This window comes from Pseudomonas sp. TZ252, from assembly GCF_056110345.1.
This window is the reverse complement of record NZ_CM148566.1, coordinates 2,063,853-2,084,097: the sequence shown is the minus strand read 5'-3', so window position 1 is coordinate 2,084,097 and position 20,245 is coordinate 2,063,853. Positions and strand designations below refer to the sequence as shown.

Below are 20,245 nucleotides of genomic sequence, written 5' to 3'. Positions count from 1 at the left end.
CGCGTTTCAATTCGCGTCCGACTACGGAGAGATTTCATGAGCGAACATATCGTCAACGTTACTGATGCCAGCTTCGAGCAGGACGTGCTGAAGGCCGACGGCCCTGTGCTGGTGGACTACTGGGCCGAGTGGTGCGGTCCGTGCAAGATGATCGCGCCGGTGCTGGACGAAGTCGCCAGGGACTATCAGGGCAAGCTGAAGGTCTGCAAGCTGAACATCGACGAGAACCAGGATACCCCGCCGAAATACGGCGTGCGTGGCATCCCTACCCTGATGCTGTTCAAGGACGGCAATGTCGAGGCGACCAAGGTCGGCGCACTGTCCAAGTCGCAGCTGGCGGCCTTCCTCGACGCCAATATCTGAGCCGGGCCCAGGCCTCGCTGGAAAGCCCCGCGATTCGCGGGGCTTTTTTTTGCGTTTCTATAGACGCCACGCGGCCACGGTGTTAAATTCGGGTTCGCGACGTTTTTTCCGTCGCCTTCTGCATGCCGTCCCGGACGCACTTCCTACTCGAACTTTCTAGCGCTCCTGTCGCCCCCTTGCGACACGGCTTTCCCAAGCTCGACGCTTTCTCCAATTCCTCTTTCTGCGTACCTATCTCTTTCCTATGAATCTGACCGAACTCAAGCAAAAGCCGATTGCCGAACTGCTGGAAATGTCCGATGCCATGGGCCTGGAAAACATGGCCCGTTCGCGCAAGCAGGACATCATCTTCGCCCTGCTGAAGAAGCACGCGAAAAGTGGTGAAGAGATCTCCGGCGATGGCGTGCTGGAGATTCTTCAGGACGGCTTCGGCTTCCTGCGCTCCGCCGACTCTTCCTACCTGGCCGGCCCCGACGACATCTATGTCTCGCCGAGCCAGATCCGGCGCTTCAACCTGCGCACGGGCGACACCATCATCGGCAAGATCCGGCCGCCGAAAGAGGGCGAGCGTTACTTCGCCCTGCTCAAGGTCGACTCGATCAACTTCGATCGTCCGGAGAATGCGAAGAACAAGATTCTCTTCGAGAACCTGACGCCGCTGTTCCCCAACGAGCGGATGAAGATGGAAGCCGGCAACGGCTCCACCGAAGACCTGACCGGCCGCGTCATCGATCTCTGCGCGCCGATCGGCAAGGGCCAGCGCGGCCTGATCGTGGCGCCGCCGAAGGCGGGCAAGACCATCATGCTGCAGAACATCGCCAGCAACATCACCCGCAACAACCCCGAATGCCACCTGATCGTCCTGCTGATCGACGAGCGCCCTGAGGAAGTGACCGAAATGCAGCGCACCGTGCGCGGCGAAGTGGTCGCCTCGACCTTTGACGAACCGCCGACCCGTCACGTACAGGTCGCCGAGATGGTGATCGAGAAGGCCAAGCGCCTGGTCGAGCACAAGAAGGACGTGGTCATCCTGCTCGACTCCATCACCCGTCTGGCGCGGGCCTACAACACCGTGATCCCCAGCTCCGGCAAGGTGCTCACCGGCGGTGTCGACGCCCATGCCCTGGAGAAGCCGAAGCGCTTCTTCGGCGCCGCGCGGAACATCGAAGAGGGCGGTTCTCTTACGATTCTCGCCACGGCGTTGGTGGAAACCGGCTCGAAGATGGACGAGGTGATCTACGAGGAATTCAAGGGTACCGGCAACATGGAACTCCCATTGGATCGCAAGATCGCCGAGAAGCGCGTGTTCCCGGCCATCAACATCAACCGTTCGGGTACCCGCCGCGAAGAGCTGCTGACCAGCGAGGACGAGCTCCAGCGCATGTGGATCCTGCGCAAGATCCTGCACCCGATGGACGAGATCTCCGCGATCGAATTCCTCATCGACAAGCTCAAGCAGACCAAGACCAACGATGAGTTCTTCGATTCGATGAAACGGAAGTAGTCTTCCAGGGAATTGAAGAAGGCGCTCCGGTTTGACCGGAGCGCCTTTTTTCATGCCTGGAGAAAAATAGATGTCGAGCCTGCCTTATCGAAGAGATATCGATGGATTGCGCGCACTGGCCATCTTGCCGGTGGTGTTCTATCACTTGGGCTTGGGCGGTTTCACCGGCGGGTATGTCGGCGTCGATGTCTTTCTGGTGATTTCCGGCTACCTGATCACTTCGATCATCCGGCGCGATCGGCAGGCCGGGCGTTTCAGCTTCGTCGATTTCTGGGCTCGCCGGGCGCGACGCATCCTCCCCGCTTTGTTCGTTATGATGGCCGTCAGCCTGGCGGCCGGCTGGTTCCTGATGGAGCCGCGGGACTACGAGCAACTGGGTCGTGCGGTGCGTTACCAGACGATGTTCGCCTCGAACATCCTGTTCTGGAAGCAGGATGGCTATTTCGACGCCGCGTCCGAATTCAAGCCGCTATTGCATACCTGGTCGTTGTCGGTGGAAGAGCAGTTCTACATTCTCTTCCCGCTACTGCTGGCCGCGATCTCCGGGCGCCTGCTGCGCTGGCGGCTCGCCATCCTCCTCGCGGTCCTGGCGCTATCGCTGGCGGCCAGCGTCTGGGCGGTGAGCCAGCGACCTGGCAGTGCATTCTTCCTCCTGCCGATGCGCGCCTGGGAACTCCTGGCGGGTGCCGCGCTGGCGTTGCTGCCGGGCGCTAGCCGCGGTCATTCGCAATGGTCCCTGCAACTGGCGGCCACCCTCGGCATAGCGGCGATTCTCCTGCCGGTGTTCTTCTACGACAGCGACACTCCTTTCCCCGGCCTCGCGGCGCTGCCGGCGGTGCTTGGCACCGCCCTGCTGATCTGGGCCAACGGCGCCGGCGACACCTGGGCTCGCCGCCTGCTGGGCTGGCAACCGCTGGTCTGGTTCGGTCTGATCTCCTATTCGCTGTACCTCTGGCACTGGCCGCTGTACGTCTTCGTCCAGTACCACGCACTGGAAACCCTGGGCCTGCCGGCACGCCTGGGGTTGCTGGCGGCGAGCATCGGCCTGGCGGCACTGTCGCTGTACTGCGTCGAGGCACCGTTCCGCGAGCGCAAGCTGTTCGCCGGGCGCCGGCAGATGCTTGGCGCGGCGCTGTGCAGCTTGCTGCTGCTGGGAGTCGTCGGCCAGTTGGTGCGGCATTACGACGGCGTGCCGTCGCGTCTTTCCGAGGAAGCCTTGCGTTATGCCAAGGCGTCCAAATGGCGCGATGGGCAGACCGACTGCATGTTCGACAAGAAGGCGCTCAGTCAGGAAAGCATCTGCCGCTTCCCGGCGGAACTGGCTGCCGAACGACCGCTGCTGGTCAGTTGGGGCGACAGCCATTCCGCGGCGTTGAGCCCGCTGCTGCGCGAACTGGCTACCAGTCGCCGACTGCCGATCTGGCAGGCTTCGCTGGCGGGCTGTCCGCCGTTGCTGGGGATGTTGGAAAAGGACACTTGCCTGCGTTTCAACCAGCAGATGCTCGAGTTCGTCGAACAGCAGCGGCCGGGCGGGGTGATCCTCGCCGGGCGCTGGGACATGTATATATACGGCGACTCGCAGGACGGTACCCGCAACATTCTCCGCGAGCCGGACGACACGCCGGACAGCTCGATCGCCGAGGCGCTGCTGCGGCAACGCCTGAGCGGGATGATCGAAAGGCTGAACGCGGCCGACGTACATGTCTGGCTGGTCAAGGACGTACCGCTGCTGCCATTCAAGGCACCGGCGCGGCTGGTGCGGCTGAGTCTGAGCGGGGAGGATGTCGGGCGCGCACGTTTTCCCTTCGCTGAGCACGCTGCGCGCGTCGCCTACGCGAATGCGCTGTTCGATGCGTTGGCCGAAGGCAACCCGCGGGTGAGCGTGCTCGACCCCTCCAGCGTGCTCTGCGATGGCCTGGATTGTTTCGCCGAACGTGATGGCTGGTCGCTGTACATGGATAACAACCACCTTTCGACCCAGGGGGCCCATGAACTCGGGCCTTTGTTCGAGCCGATGCTACAGAGCCTCGACGACTCGAGGATCGCCAGCCAGCAGTGACCGAATGCCGCGTTTGCCTGCTGCCGGATGGGCCGGGAGCAGGTAGGATGTGGGGTCTTGCAGTGAATGGTTAGGCCAATGACGTTCAAGGATCTCCGCGATTTCATCGCCCAGCTGGAGCAGCGCGGTGCGTTGAAGCGCATCCAGGTGCCGATTTCCCCCGTGCTCGAGATGACCGAGGTGTGCGACCGCACGTTGCGCGCCAAGGGCCCGGCATTGCTGTTCGAAAAGCCGACCGGCTTCGACATGCCGGTGCTCGGCAACCTGTTCGGTACGCCGGAGCGCGTGGCGCTGGGCATGGGCGCCGAGGACGTCGGCGCGCTGCGCGAGATCGGCAAGCTGCTGGCGCAACTCAAGGAGCCCGAGCCGCCGAAGGGCCTCAAGGACGCCTGGGCCAAGCTGCCGATGTACAGGAAGGTCCTGTCCATGGCGCCGAAGGTGCTCAAGGACGCCCCCTGCCAGGAAGTGGTCGAGGAGGGCGAGGACGTCGACCTCGGCCGGCTGCCGGTCCAGACCTGCTGGCCGGGCGATGTCGGGCCGCTGATCACCTGGGGCCTGACCGTTACCCGCGGGCCGAACAAGGAACGGCAGAACCTGGGCATCTACCGCCAGCAGGTGATCGGCCGCAACAAGGTGATCATGCGCTGGCTCAGCCATCGCGGCGGCGCACTGGACTACCGCGAGTGGTGCCAGAAGCATCCGGGCCAGCCCTATCCGGTAGCCGTGGCGCTGGGCGCCGATCCGGCGACCATCCTCGGTGCGGTGACGCCGGTGCCGGACACCCTTTCCGAATACGCTTTCGCCGGCCTGTTGCGCGGGCATCGTACCGAGCTGGTCAAGTGTCGCGGGAGCGACTTGCAGGTGCCGGCCAGCGCCGAGATCGTCCTCGAAGGGGTGATCCACCCCGGCGAGATGGCCGACGAAGGTCCCTATGGCGATCACACCGGCTACTACAACGAGGTCGATCGCTTCCCGGTGTTCACCGTCGAGCGCGTCACCCGCCGGCAGAAACCGATCTACCACAGCACCTACACCGGGCGTCCGCCGGACGAGCCGGCGATCCTCGGGGTGGCGCTGAACGAAGTATTCGTGCCGATCCTGCAGAAGCAGTTCCCGGAAATCGTCGATTTCTACCTGCCGCCGGAAGGTTGTTCCTACCGGATGGCGGTGGTGACCATGAAGAAGCAGTACCCAGGGCACGCCAAGCGCGTGATGCTCGGGGTCTGGTCGTTCCTGCGGCAGTTCATGTACACCAAGTTCGTCATCGTCACCGACGATGACATCGATGCGCGCGACTGGAACGATGTGATCTGGGCCATCACCACGCGGATGGACCCCAAGCGCGACACGGTGATGATCGACAACACGCCCATCGACTACCTCGACTTCGCCTCGCCGGTTTCCGGCCTCGGCTCGAAGATGGGGCTTGATGCCACCCACAAGTGGCCGGGCGAGACCAGCCGCGAATGGGGGCGCGCCATCGTCAAGGACGAAGCGGTGACACGGCGCATCGACGCGCTCTGGTCGAGCCTCGGGATCGACTGATGCGTATCGTCCTGCAACCGTCCGGCGCCTGCCTCGAGCTGCTGCCGGGGGAACGCATCCTCGATGGCGCCCGGCGGCTTGGCTACGACTGTCCGCAGAGCTGCCGCAACGGCAACTGCCATATCTGCGCGGCGCTGCTGGTGGAGGGGCGGGTACGCCAGAACGGCGAGGTACGCGATCATGGCGAACTCTTCACCTGCCTCGCTGAGCCGCTGGAAGACTGCGTGCTGCATTGGGACGGGGTGCTGGCGCCGGGTGAACTGCCTCTGCGCAAGCTGACCTGCCAGTTGAGCTTCTGCGAAGAGGTCGGCGGCGACGTCTACCGGGTCGGCCTGCGCGCGCCGGCCGGCAAGCCGCCACGCTATCACGCCGGGCAGTACCTGTTGCTGGAGCGTGACGGCGGCGACAGCGCGGCGTTTTCCCTGGCCTCCGCGCCGCATGCGGGACGCGACCTTGAGTTGCACATCCTGGCCAAGGAAGACAGTGCCGTCGCGCTGATCGCGCAATTGCAGCGCGAGCGCCTGGCACGGATCCAGCTGCCGTTCGGCGACGCGCACCTGGCGGAACTGCCCGACGGTCCGCTGGTGCTGATCGCCGCGGGAACCGGCATGTCGCAGATGCACAGCCTGATCGAGCACTGCCGCGCCGCCGGCTTCGCCCATCCTGTACATCTCTACTGGGGCGTTCGGCGTCCGGAGGATTTCTACCGTCTGCCGCACTGGACGGAGTGGGAAGGCCTGCCGAACCTGTTCCTGCACCGGGTGGTCAGCGACCTCTGTGGCTGGGAGGGGCGTTGCGGCTTGCTGCACGAGGCGGTGCGCGAGGATTTCGCCGACCTGTCGAGCCTGCATGTGTATGCCAGCGGCTCGCCGGCGATGGTCTACGCGACCCTGGATGCCCTGGTCGAAGCAGGGATGGATGCGCACCAGATGCGCGCCGACGTGTTCGCCTACGCGCCGCGGGACTGAACGCGGCTCCGGCCTGGCGCCGGAGCCGCCGCGTCATCCGCCGGCTTGCTGCGGCGCGGCCTGGACCGTGGGTTTGCGCAGGGTCAGGCAGAGGAACAGGATGGCCAGCAGGCAGGCGCCGATCAGCAGCTTGAAGCCACCGTCCCAGCCGAAGTGGTCCACCGTGTAGCCGACCAGGGCGTTGGCCGCCACCGAGCCGCCGAGGTAGCCGAACAGACCGGTGAAGCCGGCGGCGGTGCCGGCCGCTTTCTTCGGCGCCAGTTCCAGGGCCTGCAAGCCGATCAGCATCACCGGGCCGTAGATCAGGAAGCCGATCATGATCAGCGCAGCCATGTCGATCGCCGGGTTGCCGGCCGGGTTCAGCCAGTAGATCAGGGTGCCGACGGTCACCAGGATCATGAACACCACGCCGGTGGCGCCGCGATTGCCCTTGAAGAGCTTGTCCGACAGCCAGCCGCAGAGCAGGGTGCCGGGAATCCCCGCCCATTCGTAGAAGAAGTACGCCCAGGACGACTTGTCGACGTTGAAGTGCTTGGCCTCCTTGAGGTAGGTCGGCGCCCAGTCGAGCACACCGTAGCGCAGCAGGTAGACGAACACGTTGGCCAGGGCGATGTACCAGAGCAGCTTGTTGCGCAGCACGTAGGTGACGAAGATCTCCTTGGTCGACAGCTCGCGCTCGTGGTGTTCGTCGTAGCCTTCGGGGTAGTCGTCCTTGTGCTTCTCGATCGGCGGCAGGCCGCAGGATTGCGGGGTGTCGCGCATGGCAAAATAGGCGAACACGGCTACGCCCACGGCGACGATGGCCGGCACGTAGAAGGCCGAGCGCCAGTCGCCGAACAGCGCCAGGCCGAGCAGGAACAGCGGGCCGATCAGGCCGCCGCCGACGTTGTGGGCGACGTTCCACACCGAGACCACGCTGCCGCGCTCCTTCTGCGACCACCAGTGGACCATGGTCCGTCCGCTCGGCGGCCAGCCCATGCCCTGGGCCCAGCCGTTGATGAAGAGCAGGACGAACATGATGGCGACGCTGGAGGTAGCCCAGTGCGCGAATCCGAAAATGAACATCACCGCCGCCGACACCAACAGGCCGAACGGCAGGAAGACCCGAGGGTTGGAACGGTCCGAGACCAGGCCCATGATGAATTTCGACAGGCCGTAGGCGATGGCGATGGCCGACATCGCGACGCCCAGTTGACCGCGGCTGTAGCCGTCCTCGATGAGGTAGGGCATGGCCAGGGAGAAGTTCTTGCGCAGCAGGTAGTAACCCGCGTAGCCGATGAAGATACCGGCGAAGATCTGCCAGCGCAGGCGCCGGTAGGTGCTGTCCACCTCGGCATCGGGCAGTGGCGCCTGGTGTGGCGCGGGACGAAAGATTCCGAACATCGCGAGCTCCGCTTGTTGTTGTGTCGCGCCTTTTTACGCGGTTGCGAACACTACATTTTTCGTAAATGAAAAAATAGCGGAAATGTTACAGGTTGAGTGCATTGGTCGGAAATAAGAAAGCCCCGGTCGGAAACCGGGGCCTTCATAGGGGAAAAACATCTGACAGCGTGGGCCTCGGCCGGTGTATCGCTCCGGCCCGCCATGCCTTTCTCCGCACGGGCGGGAGGCAATACTCGCCGCCTTCGTGGCTCAGCGAACCTCCACCACCACCTTGCCGACCGCCCTGCGCTGGCCGAGGGCGTCGATAGCGTCGCCGGCCCGTTCCAGCGGGAAGCGCTGCGACACCAGCGGCTTCAGTTTGCCTTCGGCGTGCCAGGCGAACAGCTGGCGGAAGTTGTCAGCGTTGTCCTGCGGCTGGCGTTGGGCGAACGATCCCCAGAACACGCCGACCAGCGAGGCGCCCTTGAGCAGGGTCAGGTTGGCCGGCAGCGAAGGGATGCTGCCGCTGGCGAAGCCGACCACCAGCATCCGTCCGTTCCAGGCGATGCTGCGGAAGGCCTCCTCGAACAGTTCGCCGCCCACCGGATCGTAGATCACATCGACGCCCTGGCCGCCGGTCAAGGCCTTGAGCTGCTCGCGCAGGCTACCTTCGCTGTAGTTGATCAGTTCGTCGGCGCCGGCGGCCTTGGCCACGGCGAGCTTGTCGGGGGTACTGGCGGCAGCGATCACCCGGGCGCCCATGGCCTTGCCGATCTCCACGGCAGCCAGCCCGACCCCGCCGGAAGCGCCGAGCACCAGCAGGGTCTCGCCGGGTTGCAGGTTGGCGCGCTGTTTCAGGGCGTGCATCGAGGTGCCGTAGGTCATGCCGAAGGCGGCGGCGCTGGCGAAGTCCATGCCTTCGGGAATCGGCATCACGTTATAGCCGGGCACCTTGACCTGCTCGGCGAAGCTGCCCCAGCCGGTCAGGGCCATGACCCGGTCGCCGGGCCTGACGTGGGCGACCTTTTCACCGACCGCGGCGACCACCCCGGCCGCCTCGCCGCCCGGGGAGAAGGGGAAGGGTGGCTTGAACTGGTACTTGCCCTCGATGATCAGGGTGTCGGGGAAGTTGACCCCGGCGGCGTGCACATCGAGGAGGATTTCGTTCTTCGCCGGGCTCGGGCTGGCGATTTCTTCCAGGACCAGGCTGCTGGCCGGGCCGAAGGCTTTGCAGAGGACGGCTTTCATCGGGGACGCTCCAGTTTGCGGTCCGGCCAGTGTAGGAGGGAGACGCCGGGGGTCAATCAGCATCGCCGCAACTGATGGTTGTCCATAAACCCCGGGCTTGGGCCCGGCCGAGAGTCTGGCTATGCTTGCCGGCATTCGTCGAGGAGATGCGCCCGTGAGGACCCCCATTGCCCTGTCGCTGGCCCTGTGCCTGAGTCTGTTCCCGTCGTTCGCCTCGGCCGAGGAGGCCGCGCCGGAAGGCGAGGGCGCGAACAAGCCGGTCTACGTCGACCTGACCCCGGCGCTGGTCGGCAACTACGGCAGCGGGCCGCGCCTGCAGTACTACAAGGCCGACATCGCCCTGCAGGTGGCCGACAAGGACGCGGCGACCAAGGTCGAGCATCACGAGCCCTTGATCCGCAACCAGTTGATCATGCTGTTCGCCCAGCAGACCGACCAGAGCCTGGGTACGGTCGAGGCCAAGGAAAGCCTGCGCCAGGAGGCGCTGAAGCAGGTCCAGCAGACCCTCGAGCAGGAAGAGGGCAAGCCGCTGGTGACCGACCTGCTGTTCAACAACCTCATCGTCCAGCCCTGAGGTCAACTATCCGTTCTGTCCCGCGCTCCCGGATGCGAGGCACCGGGGATTCTGCTTTCCTGTGAGGTTCGGTCGGGCGCGTCTGACGTGCATCAACACCTGCGCGCCGCCCTGGAGGGACAATCGAGCCAGTGAAGTCCGCGGCGGCCGCGCTTTCCAGCGTGAGCGTCATCGCCGCGGCCTGGCCGGACGTGCGAGGAGAAGGGATGAAACAGGAAAGCAAACGGTGGCTGAGCCGTGCCTTGGTCGTGGCGGCGCTGCTCGGCGTAGGCGTGCTGGTCTGGCAGGTATCGCGACCGACTGGCCTGGGCGAGGGATTCGCCAGCGGCAACGGACGCATCGAGGCCACCGAGGTGGACGTGGCGGCCAAGCTTCCCGGGCGGGTCGCCGAGATCAAGGTCGACGAGGGCGACTTCGTCAAGGCCGGCGAAATCGTCGCGCGGATGGATACCCAGGTGCTCGAGGCGCAGTTGGCCCAGGCCCAGGCCCAGGTGCGCCAGGCGGAGAACGCCAAGCTCACCGCGACCTCGCTGGTGGCCCAGCGCGAGAGCGAGAAGAGCACCGCCCAGGCCGTGGTGGCGCAGCGCCAGGCCGAACTGACAGCGGCGCAGAAGCGCTTCACCCGTACCGAGGCGCTGGTCAAGCGCAATGCCCTGCCGCAACAGCAACTCGATGACGATCGGGCGACCCTGCAGAGCGCCCAGGCGGCGTTGTCCGCGGCACGCTCGCAAGTGATTTCGGCGCAGGCGGCGATCGAGGCCGGGCGTTCCCAGGTAATCGAGGCGCAGTCGGCCATCGAGGCGGCCAAGGCCAGCGTCGCCCGGCTCCAGGCGGATATCGACGACAGCCTGCTCAAGGCGCCGCGCAACGGCCGCGTGCAGTACCGCGTGGCACAGCCGGGGGAAGTGCTGCCGGCCGGTGGCAAGCTGCTCAACATGGTCGACCTGGCCGACGTCTACATGACTTTCTTCCTGCCATCCATGCAGGCCGGCAGGGTCGGACTGGGCCAGGAAGTGCGCTTGGTGATCGACGCGGTGCCGGACTACGTGATCCCGGCCAAGGTTTCCTATGTCGCCAGTGTCGCCCAGTTCACCCCGAAAACGGTGGAAACCGCCAACGAGCGGGAGAAGCTGATGTTCCGGGTCAAGGCGCGGCTCGATCCGGCGCTGCTGGAAAAATACATCACCTACGTCAAGACCGGCGTGCCCGGAATGGCCTACCTGCGACTGGACCCTGAGGTCGAGTGGCCGGCCAACCTGCAGATCAAGGTTCCGCAATGACCGCTGGCGGGAGCGGCGTGGCGAGCCTCCGGGGCGTTTCGCTGCGCTACGGCGAGACGCGTGCGGTTGACGACGTCAGCCTGGAGATCCCGGCCAACCGCATGGTCGGCCTGATCGGTCCGGACGGGGTCGGCAAGTCCAGCCTGCTGGCGCTGCTGGCCGGCGCACGGAAGATGCAGGATGGCGAGATCCGCGTGCTCGATGGCGACATGCGCGACCGCCGCCACCGCCGGGCGGTCTGCCCGCGCATCGCCTACATGCCCCAGGGGCTGGGCAAGAACCTCTACCCGACGCTCTCGGTGTTCGAGAACGTCGACTTCTTCGGTCGGCTGTTCGGCCACGACAAGGCCGAGCGCGAGCGGCGCATCGCCGACCTGCTGCAGAGCACCGGGCTGGCGCCGTTCGCCGAGCGTCCTGCGGGCAAGCTGTCCGGCGGCATGAAGCAGAAGCTCGGGCTGTGCTGCGCGCTGATCCACGATCCCGACCTGCTGATCCTCGACGAGCCGACCACCGGCGTCGACCCGCTGTCGCGCAACCAGTTCTGGGAGCTGATCGGCCGTATCCGCGCGGGCCGCGAAGGCATGAGCGTGCTGGTCGCCACCGCCTACATGGAGGAAGCCGAGCGCTTCGACTGGCTGGTGGCGATGGACGACGGAAAGGTCCTGGCCACCGGTACGCCGCAGGAGTTGCGCGAGCGTACCGGGACGCAGAGCCTCGAGTCGGCGTTCATCGCCCTGCTGCCGGAAAGCAAGCGCGCCGGCCACCATCGATTGGTGATCCCGCCGCGACCGCAGAGCGAAGGCGCGCCGCGGATCGCCATCGAGGCCGAGGGCCTGACCTGTCGTTTCGGCGACTTCGTCGCGGTCGATCACGTCAGCTTCCGTATCGAGCGTGGGGAAATCTTCGGCTTTCTCGGCTCCAACGGCTGCGGCAAGTCCACCACCATGAAGATGCTCACCGGCCTGCTGCCGGCCAGCGAAGGCACGTGCGCGCTGTTCGGCCAGCCGGTGGACGCCAGCGACATGGCGACCCGTCGCCGGGTCGGCTACATGTCCCAGGCCTTTTCCCTGTATGCCGAGCTGAGCGTGCGGCAGAACCTGGTGTTGCACGCCCGGCTGTTCCACCTGCCGGCGGATGGCATCCCGGCACGGGTCGGCGAAATGCTCCGGCGCTTCGACCTGGAGAAGGTGGCCGACGAGCTGCCCAACGACCTGCCGCTGGGCATTCGCCAGCGTCTGTCGCTGGCGGTGGCGGTGATCCACAAGCCGGAAATCCTGATCCTCGACGAGCCCACTTCGGGGGTCGACCCGGTGGCTCGCGACGGCTTCTGGGAGCTGATGGTCGAGCTGTCGCGCCGCGACGGGGTGACCATCTTCATTTCCACCCACTTCATGAACGAGGCTCAGCGCTGCGATCGCATCTCGCTGATGCATGCCGGCAAGGTACTGGCCAGCGATACTCCCGATGAGCTGGTGCGCCAGCGTGGTCTGCCGACCCTGGAAGCGACCTTCATCGCTTACCTGGAGGAAGCCGCGGGTGCCGCCGCGCCAGCGCAACCGGCCGAGGCGCCGGCCGTCGCGGAGCAGCCCGGCGATGGCCAGGAGCGCCAGGCGCAACGCGAACGCTTCAGCCCCCTGCGGCTGTTCAGCTATGCGCGCCGCGAAGCCATGGAGCTGCGCCGCGACCCGATCCGCCTGACCCTGGCCCTGCTCGGCACCGCGCTGCTGATGTTCATCATCGGCTATGGCATCAACATGGACGTCGAGGACCTCTCCTGGGCGGTCCTCGACCGTGACCAGACCACCACCAGCCAGGCCTACGCGCTGAACATCGCCGGCTCGCGCTATTTCGTCGAACATGCGCCGATCACCGACCCGGACGACCTCGACCGGCGCCTGCGCAGCGGCGAGCTGAGCCTGGCGGTGGAGATTCCGCCGAACTTCGGGCGCGATCTCAAGCGTGGCTCCGATCCGGCCATCGGCGTGTGGATCGACGGAGCGATGCCGACCCGTGCCAACACCGTGCTCGGCTACGTGCAGGGTCTGCACACCAGCTACCTGGCGGACCTCTCGCGGCAGGCGGGTGGGGCCGAGGTCAGCGCGGCGGCCAGCACCGAGGTGCGCTATCGCTACAACCCCGACGTGGAAAGCCTGAAGGCGATGGTGCCGGCGGTGATCCCGCTGCTGCTGATCATGATCCCGGCCATGCTCACCGCCCTCGGCGTGGTGCGCGAAAAGGAACTGGGTTCGATCACCAACCTCTATGTCACCCCGGTGACGCGCCTGGAGTTCCTGGTCGGCAAGCAGCTGCCCTACGTCGCCATGGGCATGATCAACTTCCTGCTGATGCTGGTCCTGGCCATCGTGGTATTTCGCGTGCCGCTCAAGGGCAGCTTCCTGGCGTTGACCATCGGCGCTTTCCTCTATGTGGTCACCAGCACTGGCCTCGGGCTGTTCCTCTCGACGTTCATGCGCAGCCAGATCGCCGCTGTATTCGGCGTGGCGATCGCCACCATGATCCCGGCGATCCAGTTCTCCGGGCTGATCCACCCGGTGTCCTCGCTGGAAGGTGCGGCGGCCTGGATCGGCAAGCTCTATCCGACCTCGCATTTCCTGGTGGTCAGCCGCGGCGCCTTTTCCAAATCGCTGGGCCTGTCCGATCTCTGGGCCTACTACCTGCCGCTTGCCGCTTCCATCGTGGTGCTGACCCTGCTCAGCGTGGCCTGCCTGAAGAAGCAGGAGGACTGAGCGATGCGCAGCCTGGCCAACATCTTCAACCTGGGCATCAAGGAGTTCCGCAGTCTCGGCCGCGACTACGCGATGCTGGCACTGATCGTCTGGGCCTTCACCCTGGGCGTCTACAGTTCCGCCACCGGTATTCCGGAAACCTTGCATCACGCGCCGATCGCGGTGGTCGACGAGGATCGCTCGCAGCTCTCGTCGCGTATCGTCAATGCCTTCCAGCCCCCATACTTCCGGCCGCCGGAAATGATCGGACATGCCGAGATGGATCGCGGCATGGACGTCGGCCTGTATACCTTCACCCTCGATATCCCGCCGGACTTCCAGCGCGACGTGCTCGCCGGGCGCAAGCCCTCGATCCAGGTCAACGTCGACGCGACCCAGACCGGGCAGGCCTTCTCTGGCGCGGGCTACATCCAGAACATCGTCGCCACCGAGGTGCGCGAATTCGTCAGCCGCTACCGCGCGGAGCCGAGCATGCCGGCGCAGATCGAGGTGCGCATGGAATTCAACCCGAACCTGACCCAGGCCTGGTTCGGTGGGGTGATGGAAGTGATCAACCAGATCACCATGCTGTCGATCATCCTCACCGGCGCCGCGCTGATCCGCGAGCGCGAGCACGGCACCGTCGAGCACCTGCTGGTGATGCCGCTGTCGGCCTTCGAGATCATGATGGCCAAGGTCTGGTCGATGGGGCTGGTGGTGCTGGTGGCGGCGGGGCTCTCGTTGCAGTGGGTGGTGCGTGGCTGGCTGGACGTGCCGATCAGCGGCTCGGTGGGACTGTTCCTGCTCGGCGCCGGATTGCATCTGTTCGCCACCACCTCCATGGGCATATTCCTCGGCACGGTGGCGCGTTCGATGCCGCAGCTCGGACTGTTGACCATCCTCGTGCTGCTGCCGCTGAACATTCTTTCGGGCGGCACCACGCCACGGGAAAGCATGCCGGAACTGGTGCAGAACATCATGCTGGCGGCGCCGACTACGCATTTCGTCAGCCTGGCCCAGGCGATCCTGTTCCGCGGCGCCGGTTTCGACATCGTCTGGCCGCAGTTCGCCGGTATCGTGGTGATCGGTTCGGCGTTCTTCTTCGGCGCGCTCTGGCGTTTCCGCCGGACCATCTCGCAGATGGCCTGAGCGATGGCTTCAGCGTTTCGCCAGCGGCAGGATCGCCTGCCATTCCTCGGCGCTGACCGGCATTACCGAGAGGCGGCTGCCCTTCTGCACCAGGGCGAGGTTGGCCAGGGCGTCCTGGGCCTTCAGCCGGGCCAGTGGAACGACCTCGGCGAAGGCTTCGACGAAGCTGACGTCGCGGGCGCTCCAGGGGTTCTTCCCGGCGCTGGCCTTGGGGTCGTGGTAGGGGCTGGCGGGATCCAGGGCCGTGGGATCGGGGTAGGCTTCGCCTTCGATGCGGGCGATACCGGCGATGCCGGGCTGCGGGCAACTGGAGTGGTAGAAGAAGAACAGGTCGCCGGAGTTCATGCTGCGGATGAAGTTGCGCGCCTGATAGTTGCGCACGCCATCCCAGCGGGCGGTTCCGAGGCGTTGCAGGTCGCGGATCGAGAGTTCGTCCGGCTCGGATTTCATCAGCCAGTAGGCAGGCATGAACTTTGCTCCTCTTTCGTAGATATACGTAGGAAACGTCTGCGCGTGACCACCGGTCGCCGGTGTAATTGCGTATGACTTCAGCTTATCGGAAAATGCCGTTTTTCAGCGGGGCAGGGTGCTCAGGCGATAAGATAATCGCAAGGACCGGCCTCGAAAATTGCCTGGAAGGGGGAGGCAATCGATGAAGCGCAAGCCAGACTTGCTGTGGGTTTTGGTCATCATCTTCGGACTTGGGGTCGTCACCACCGGTTATACCCAGAGCCTCTGGGAACGACAGGCCAGTACGCCCGCCCAGGTGACGCAACAGCCGTAAGACTCGCCGGGTATCGCATGGAACGCGGTACCCAGGGTTCTCCCTCCTTCCTAGCGTTTCCCTGCCACGTACCAGCCCGCATCGGTCACCGTTCCCGCCAGGGGAATGTCCCAGCTGGCCAGCGCCAGTCGATCCACCTTCTGACATTCATGGGCCAGGCCGATCAGCGTCGGTTTGTGACCATTTTTGCGCCTCGCCAGGTAGGCCAGGCTGCGGTCGTAGAAGCCGCCGCCCATGCCCAGGCGCCCGCCCTGTTCGTCGAACCCCACCAGCGGCAGCAGTACCAGGTCCAGCGCCCAGGCCTTGCGCTGGCGGCCGGCGTCGGCCAGCGGTTCGCTGATGCGGAAGCGGTTGCGGGTCCAGCGTTCGCCGCTGCCGACCCGCTGGAATACCATGCGCGTCCGCGGCCAGGGCGCCAGCACCGGCAGGTAGGTGGCCTTGCCGCGCTTCTGCGCCGCACGCAGCAGCGGACGCGGGTCGATCTCGCCGTCGTTGGGCAGGTACAGGGCGATATGGCGGGCACGGCGGAAAAGGGGATGCTGCGCCAGTTGTCGATAGAGGGCGCGGGCGGCGAGGCGTTGCTGCAGGGGGGAGAGCGCGCGGCGCGCCTGGCGGAGCTTGCGGCGCAGGGCCGGGCGGCTGAGGTCTTGCGATTCGATCATGTGGAAAGGTAGCTCCCCGGTCGTGCCGCTGTCGGGTTAGCCCTTGAACCCGAAAGTTCAAGGTGGCGGTTGCAGTAGACCTTAAGGCTTTCCGTCGTGCGGACATGCACACCGGTCCAACTGGCAACCTCCGTTGTTGCAGTTATCGGCTCAGGGACATCACCGACTGGCCAACACACCAGGGAGCGGAGGCCAGTATACCCGAATTGGCCGCGCCCGGGTCAGGCTTCGCCGGCATCGGCCGGATTCGCCAGGGCGCGGTCGACGCGATCGAGCAGTTCGCGCACGCGCTCGCGGGTCGAGCTGCTTTCCTGGTCCAGGCGCTCCTTGCGGTGCAGCAGGTCGTGGGTGATGTTGAGGGCGGCCATCACGGCAACCCGGTCGGCGCCGATGACTTTGCCGCTGGAGCGGATCTCGCGCATCTTGCCGTCCAGGTAACGGGCGGCGCTTTCCAGGTTGGCGCGCTCGTCGTCCGGGCAATTGATGCAGTATTCCTTGTCGAGAATCTGCACGGTGAGGGTATTCGACTGGCTCATGTGTCCTGCTCCAAGGCTTTCAGACGCAAAATCATCGCTTCGACCTTGTGTCTCGCCATTTCGTTCTTTTCGATCAGATGAGCGCGCTCTTCGCGCCAGGACTTTTCGTTCGCCCGCAGCAGCCGGTTCTCCGCCTTGAGCTGTTCCAGCTTCTGGAGCAGCTGGTCGAACTTGGCCGTCAACAATTGCAGATCGGCGTCTTCCATGGGCTCTCGCTTGGGAATTGGGGTGATTGGACAACTATATAGGATCGTCCCCGGTCGGGGCTAATGCCCCGGCCGGGCCGGCGCGCCGGCAACCGGTCGCATGGTCTTGCCGGGGCGGGCGGTGCTAGGATAACCACCTTCATTTCACGTGTAGCGCCCCAATGGCGCCCAGCCGTCAGGGTCCCGAGATGTCCACTCAGAATTCCGCCTACAGCGCCTTTTCCTCCCTTCTCGCCGAGGCGGCCATGCCGGTCTCGCCGGCCGAACTGCACGGCCATCTGCTGGGTCGGGTCTGCGCCGGCGCCGGCTTCGACGAGGCCGCCTGGCAACACGCTGCCGCCGAACTGCTCGGCGGCGCGCCGGGCGAACGACTCAAGGCCGCGTTGTCCGGCCTGCTCGGCATGGTCCGGCAGGACTTTTCCGCCGGCGAGGTCGCTGTCGTCATGCTCCTGCCCGACGACGAAACCCCGCTCGCCCAGCGCACCGAGGCGCTCGGCCAATGGTGCCAGGGTTTCCTCGCCGGTTTCGGCCTCACCGCCCGCGAAGGCAGCCTGACCGGCGAAGCCGAGGAAGTGCTGCAGGACATGGCCGCCATCGCCCAGGTCCAGGGCCAGCTGGAAGACAGCGAGGACGGCGAGACGGACTATATGGAAGTCATGGAATACCTGCGGGTCGCTCCGCTGCTGCTGTTCGCCGAGTGCGGCAAGCCGCTGGAGCCCGCTCCCAAGCCTTCACTGCACTGAGGTTTCTGCATGATCCGTATCCCCAAGTCGGAGTACGCCCGTCGGCGCAAGGCGCTGATGGCGCAGATGGAACCCAACAGCATCGCCATCCTGCCGGCGGCGCCGATGTACATCCGCAATCGCGACGTCGAGCATGTCTACCGCCAGGACAGCGACTTCCAGTACCTCACCGGCTTCCCAGAGCCGGAGGCGGTGATGGCGCTGATTCCCGGCCGTGCCCACGGCGAATACGTGCTGTTCTGCCGCGAGCGGGATCCGGAGCGTGAACTGTGGGACGGCCTGCGCGCCGGCCAGGACGGTGCGATCGGCCATTACGGCGCCGACGACGCCTTTCCCATCGGCGATATCGACGACATCCTGCCCGGCCTGATCGAAGGCCGCGACCGGGTCTACTACGCCCTTGGCGCCAATCCCGACTTCGACCGCCGGCTGATGGACTGGATCAACGTGATCCGCTCCAAGGCCCGCCAGGGCGCGCAGCCGCCGAACGAGTTCGTTGCCCTCGACCACCTGCTGCACGACCAGCGGCTGTACAAGAGCGCCAACGAAGTGAAGGTCATGCGCTACGCCGCCGAGGTCTCCGCCCGGGCGCACATCCGGGCGATGGAGGTGTGCCGGCCGGGGCTGTTCGAGTACCACCTGGAAGCCGAACTGGAATACGAGTTCCGCAAGGGCGGGGCGAAGATGCCGGCCTACGGCTCGATCGTCGCCGCCGGACGCAACGCCTGCATCCTGCACTACCGCGAGAACGATGCGGCGATCAAGGACGGCGACCTGATCCTGATCGATGCCGGCTGCGAGATCGACTGCTACGCCAGCGACATCACCCGTACCTTCCCCGCCAATGGCCGCTTCAGTCCCGAGCAGAAGGCGATCTATGAACTGGTGCTGGAAGCCAACATGGCGGCGTTCGACTACATCGCCCCCGGTCGCCACTGGAACGAGGCCCATGAGGCCACCGTACGGGTCATCACCGCCGGGCTGGTGCGCCTGGGCCTGCTGGAGGGCGACGTCGACGAGCTGATCGCCCACGAGGCCTACAAGGCTTTCTACATGCACCGCGCCGGCCACTGGCTGGGGATGGACGTGCACGACGTCGGCGAGTACCGCGTCGGCGGCGAATGGCGGGTGCTCGAACCGGGCATGGCGATGACCGTCGAGCCGGGCATCTACATCGCCCCGGACAATACCTCGGTGGCGAAGAAGTGGCGCGGTATCGGCGTACGCATCGAGGACGACGTGGTGGTCACCCGCAATGGTTGCGAAGTGCTGACCAACGGCGTGCCGAAGACCGTCGCCGAGATCGAGGCGCTGATGGCCGCGGCCAAGAGCGAGGCAGCCTGAGGTGACGATGAGCAAGGTCAACCTGGCGATCATCGGCGGGGGCCTGGTCGGCGCCTCGCTGGCGCTGGCCCTGCAGGCCGGCGCTCGGGAGCGCGGCTGGTCGATCGTGCTGATCGAACCCTTCGCCCCCGGCAACGCCTACCAGCCCAGCTACGACGCCCGCTCTTCGGCGCTGTCCTACGGCAGCCGGCAGATCTACGAGCGACTCGGCCTGTGGCCGGCGATCGCCGAGCGCGCCGAGCCGATCCTGCATATCCATGTTTCCGACCGCGGCCGCTTCGGCGCCACCCGCCTGACCGCCATCGAGGAAGGCGTGCCGGCGCTGGGCTACGTGGTGGAGAACGCCTGGCTCGGCCAGTGCCTGTGGAAGGCGCTCGACCCCGAGGTGGTGCGCTGGCACTGCCCGGCCGAAGTGAAGACCCTGGAAGCCCGGGAGGGCGGTTACCGGCTTACCCTCGACGACGAGACGCAACTCGATTGCGAGCTGGCGATCCTCGCCGATGGCGGTCGTTCCGGGCTGCGCGAACAACTTGGCATCGCCGTGGAGCAGACGCCGTACCGGCAGACTGCGCTGATCGCCAACGTATCGCCCTCCGAGGCGCACCTCGGGCAGGCCTTCGAGCGCTTCACCCCCAGCGGTCCGATGGCCCTCCTGCCGTTGCCGGATAACCGTTGCGCGCTGATCTGGACCCGCCCAGGCAAGGACGCCGAACGCCTGCGTGGCCTCGATGACGCGGCCTTCCTCGGCGAGCTGCAGGCTGCCTTCGGCTACCGCCTCGGCGCCTTCCGCCAGGTCGGCGCACGGCACTGCTACCCCTTGCACCTGGTCGAGGCCCGCGAGCAGGTGCGTCCGCACCTGGTGGTGCTGGGCAACGCTGCGCACAGTCTGCACCCCATCGCCGGCCAGGGCTTCAACCTGTCGTTGCGCGACACCCTGGCGCTGGTCGACGCCCTGCTCCACGACGACGCGCCGCTGGGCGAGTTCGCCGTGCTGCAGCGCTACCTCGATGGGCAGCGCCTGGACCAGCAGATGACCGTCGGCTTCTCCGACCGGGTGACCCGGCTGTTCTCCAACGACCGCGCGCTGCTCGGCGCCGGGCGCAACCTCGGCCTGCTCGGGCTCGACCTGCTGCCGCCGGCCAAGCGCTGGTTCGCCCGCCAGGCCATGGGCCTCGGCGCGCGGCCGCTGTAG

General features: G+C 65.8%; 18 protein-coding genes and 1 other RNA gene. 12 read left to right on the top strand and 7 right to left on the bottom strand.

The window, feature by feature from the left end; genetic code table 11:
• Window positions 1-36 precede the first annotated feature (36 nt).
• From trxA to ACYAF3_RS09550, 5 genes are all read left to right on the top strand, one after another.
• Entirely contained in the window at window positions 37-363 is a 327-nt protein-coding gene (gene trxA / locus ACYAF3_RS09570) for a thioredoxin TrxA (RefSeq protein WP_003096336.1), read from the top strand.
• A gap of 244 nt (window positions 364-607) precedes the next feature.
• Entirely contained in the window at window positions 608-1,867 is a 1,260-nt protein-coding gene (gene rho / locus ACYAF3_RS09565) for a transcription termination factor Rho (protein ID WP_003096334.1), read from the top strand.
• Between the two features lie 70 nt (window positions 1,868-1,937).
• Window positions 1,938-3,926 (top strand): acyltransferase family protein, encoded by a 1,989-nt coding sequence (locus tag ACYAF3_RS09560; protein WP_105579265.1) that lies wholly within the window; start codon window positions 1,938-1,940, stop codon window positions 3,924-3,926.
• A 78-nt stretch (window positions 3,927-4,004) separates the two neighbouring features.
• Window positions 4,005-5,471, top strand: coding sequence for a 4-hydroxy-3-polyprenylbenzoate decarboxylase (gene ubiD, locus ACYAF3_RS09555; RefSeq protein WP_003096332.1), 1,467 nt, complete (start codon window positions 4,005-4,007; stop codon window positions 5,469-5,471).
• Window positions 5,471-6,439, top strand: coding sequence for a CDP-6-deoxy-delta-3,4-glucoseen reductase (locus ACYAF3_RS09550; protein ID WP_003096331.1), 969 nt, complete (start codon window positions 5,471-5,473; stop codon window positions 6,437-6,439). Before ubiD ends, ACYAF3_RS09550 begins: the two co-directional genes overlap by 1 nt.
• Before the next feature lie 33 nt (window positions 6,440-6,472).
• Here ACYAF3_RS09550 and glpT read toward each other — a convergent pair whose 3' ends face one another.
• Both glpT and ACYAF3_RS09540 read right to left on the bottom strand, forming a co-directional pair.
• Window positions 6,473-7,822, bottom strand: coding sequence for a glycerol-3-phosphate transporter (gene glpT, locus ACYAF3_RS09545; RefSeq protein ID WP_034053695.1), 1,350 nt, complete (start codon window positions 7,820-7,822; stop codon window positions 6,473-6,475).
• Window positions 7,823-8,071: 249 nt separating this feature from the next.
• The gene (locus ACYAF3_RS09540; RefSeq protein ID WP_003114042.1) at window positions 8,072-9,049 is read right to left on the bottom strand and encodes an NADPH:quinone oxidoreductase family protein; all 978 of its coding nucleotides are present in this window, start codon (window positions 9,047-9,049) and stop codon (window positions 8,072-8,074) included.
• 154 nt (window positions 9,050-9,203) lie between these two features.
• Between ACYAF3_RS09540 and ACYAF3_RS09535 the strand changes: the two genes are divergently transcribed.
• The 4 genes from ACYAF3_RS09535 to ACYAF3_RS09520 all read left to right on the top strand — a co-directional run bounded on the left by ACYAF3_RS09535 (window position 9,204) and on the right by ACYAF3_RS09520 (window position 14,778).
• Window positions 9,204-9,623: a flagellar basal body-associated protein FliL gene (locus tag ACYAF3_RS09535; protein ID WP_003096328.1), complete on the top strand. Its 420-nt coding sequence runs from the start codon at window positions 9,204-9,206 to the stop codon at window positions 9,621-9,623.
• A 206-nt stretch (window positions 9,624-9,829) separates the two neighbouring features.
• Complete coding sequence (locus ACYAF3_RS09530) at window positions 9,830-10,903, top strand: HlyD family secretion protein (protein ID WP_003136086.1); 1,074 nt, start codon at window positions 9,830-9,832, stop codon at window positions 10,901-10,903.
• Entirely contained in the window at window positions 10,900-13,650 is a 2,751-nt protein-coding gene (gene rbbA, locus ACYAF3_RS09525) for a ribosome-associated ATPase/putative transporter RbbA (RefSeq protein WP_016254026.1), read from the top strand. Before ACYAF3_RS09530 ends, rbbA begins: the two co-directional genes overlap by 4 nt.
• A 3-nt stretch (window positions 13,651-13,653) precedes the next feature.
• A complete protein-coding gene (locus tag ACYAF3_RS09520; protein WP_003099197.1) occupies window positions 13,654-14,778 on the top strand; it encodes an ABC transporter permease in 1,125 nt (374 codons plus the stop codon).
• A gap of 9 nt (window positions 14,779-14,787) precedes the next feature.
• Here the strand turns inward: ACYAF3_RS09520 and ACYAF3_RS09515 are convergent, their stop codons facing one another.
• The 5 genes from ACYAF3_RS09515 to ACYAF3_RS09495 all read right to left on the bottom strand — a co-directional run bounded on the left by ACYAF3_RS09515 (window position 14,788) and on the right by ACYAF3_RS09495 (window position 16,966).
• Entirely contained in the window at window positions 14,788-15,246 is a 459-nt protein-coding gene (locus ACYAF3_RS09515) for an EVE domain-containing protein (RefSeq protein ID WP_003099195.1), read from the bottom strand.
• A 366-nt stretch (window positions 15,247-15,612) separates the two neighbouring features.
• Entirely contained in the window at window positions 15,613-16,224 is a 612-nt protein-coding gene (locus ACYAF3_RS09510) for a 5-formyltetrahydrofolate cyclo-ligase (protein WP_003096321.1), read from the bottom strand.
• Between the two features lie 9 nt (window positions 16,225-16,233).
• A non-coding RNA gene (ssrS, locus tag ACYAF3_RS09505) (6S RNA) lies at window positions 16,234-16,412 on the bottom strand.
• 33 nt (window positions 16,413-16,445) lie between these two features.
• Window positions 16,446-16,760: a cell division protein ZapA gene (locus ACYAF3_RS09500; protein ID WP_003096316.1), complete on the bottom strand. Its 315-nt coding sequence runs from the start codon at window positions 16,758-16,760 to the stop codon at window positions 16,446-16,448.
• Window positions 16,757-16,966, bottom strand: a complete 210-nt coding sequence (locus ACYAF3_RS09495; protein ID WP_003096314.1) for a TIGR02449 family protein — start codon at window positions 16,964-16,966, stop codon at window positions 16,757-16,759. The genes ACYAF3_RS09500 and ACYAF3_RS09495 overlap by 4 nt, the downstream gene beginning before the upstream one ends.
• A gap of 188 nt (window positions 16,967-17,154) precedes the next feature.
• On the opposite strand from ACYAF3_RS09495, the gene ACYAF3_RS09490 reads away from it, so the two are divergent.
• The 3 genes from ACYAF3_RS09490 to ubiH are packed head-to-tail and all read left to right on the top strand — an operon-like array spanning window position 17,155 to window position 20,245.
• A complete protein-coding gene (locus ACYAF3_RS09490) occupies window positions 17,155-17,709 on the top strand; it encodes a YecA/YgfB family protein (protein ID WP_003099193.1) in 555 nt (184 codons plus the stop codon).
• 9 nt (window positions 17,710-17,718) lie between these two features.
• Complete coding sequence (pepP, locus tag ACYAF3_RS09485) at window positions 17,719-19,053, top strand: Xaa-Pro aminopeptidase (RefSeq protein ID WP_023120961.1); 1,335 nt, start codon at window positions 17,719-17,721, stop codon at window positions 19,051-19,053.
• 7 nt (window positions 19,054-19,060) lie between these two features.
• Complete coding sequence (gene ubiH / locus ACYAF3_RS09480) at window positions 19,061-20,245, top strand: 2-octaprenyl-6-methoxyphenyl hydroxylase (protein WP_003099190.1); 1,185 nt, start codon at window positions 19,061-19,063, stop codon at window positions 20,243-20,245.

Bases quoted from the DNA above. Each gene is read 5' to 3' on its own strand.
- trxA (WP_003096336.1), top strand. From the start codon at position 37: ATGAGCGAACATATCGTCAACGTTACTGATGCCAGCTTCGAGCAGGAC.
- pepP (WP_023120961.1), top strand. From the start codon at position 17,719: ATGATCCGTATCCCCAAGTCGGAGTACGCCCGTCGGCGCAAGGCGCTG.
- ACYAF3_RS09530 (WP_003136086.1), top strand. From the start codon at position 9,830: ATGAAACAGGAAAGCAAACGGTGGCTGAGCCGTGCCTTGGTCGTGGCG.
- ACYAF3_RS09560 (WP_105579265.1), top strand. From the start codon at position 1,938: ATGTCGAGCCTGCCTTATCGAAGAGATATCGATGGATTGCGCGCACTG.
- ACYAF3_RS09500 (WP_003096316.1), bottom strand. From the start codon at position 16,760: ATGAGCCAGTCGAATACCCTCACCGTGCAGATTCTCGACAAGGAATAC.
- ACYAF3_RS09550 (WP_003096331.1), top strand. From the start codon at position 5,471: ATGCGTATCGTCCTGCAACCGTCCGGCGCCTGCCTCGAGCTGCTGCCG.
- glpT (WP_034053695.1), bottom strand. From the start codon at position 7,822: ATGTTCGGAATCTTTCGTCCCGCGCCACACCAGGCGCCACTGCCCGAT.
- ubiH (WP_003099190.1), top strand. From the start codon at position 19,061: ATGAGCAAGGTCAACCTGGCGATCATCGGCGGGGGCCTGGTCGGCGCC.
- ACYAF3_RS09540 (WP_003114042.1), bottom strand. From the start codon at position 9,049: ATGAAAGCCGTCCTCTGCAAAGCCTTCGGCCCGGCCAGCAGCCTGGTC.
- ACYAF3_RS09495 (WP_003096314.1), bottom strand. From the start codon at position 16,966: ATGGAAGACGCCGATCTGCAATTGTTGACGGCCAAGTTCGACCAGCTG.
- rbbA (WP_016254026.1), top strand. From the start codon at position 10,900: ATGACCGCTGGCGGGAGCGGCGTGGCGAGCCTCCGGGGCGTTTCGCTG.
- ACYAF3_RS09510 (WP_003096321.1), bottom strand. From the start codon at position 16,224: ATGATCGAATCGCAAGACCTCAGCCGCCCGGCCCTGCGCCGCAAGCTC.
- ACYAF3_RS09520 (WP_003099197.1), top strand. From the start codon at position 13,654: ATGCGCAGCCTGGCCAACATCTTCAACCTGGGCATCAAGGAGTTCCGC.
- ACYAF3_RS09490 (WP_003099193.1), top strand. From the start codon at position 17,155: ATGTCCACTCAGAATTCCGCCTACAGCGCCTTTTCCTCCCTTCTCGCC.
- rho (WP_003096334.1), top strand. From the start codon at position 608: ATGAATCTGACCGAACTCAAGCAAAAGCCGATTGCCGAACTGCTGGAA.
- ubiD (WP_003096332.1), top strand. From the start codon at position 4,005: ATGACGTTCAAGGATCTCCGCGATTTCATCGCCCAGCTGGAGCAGCGC.
- ACYAF3_RS09515 (WP_003099195.1), bottom strand. From the start codon at position 15,246: ATGCCTGCCTACTGGCTGATGAAATCCGAGCCGGACGAACTCTCGATC.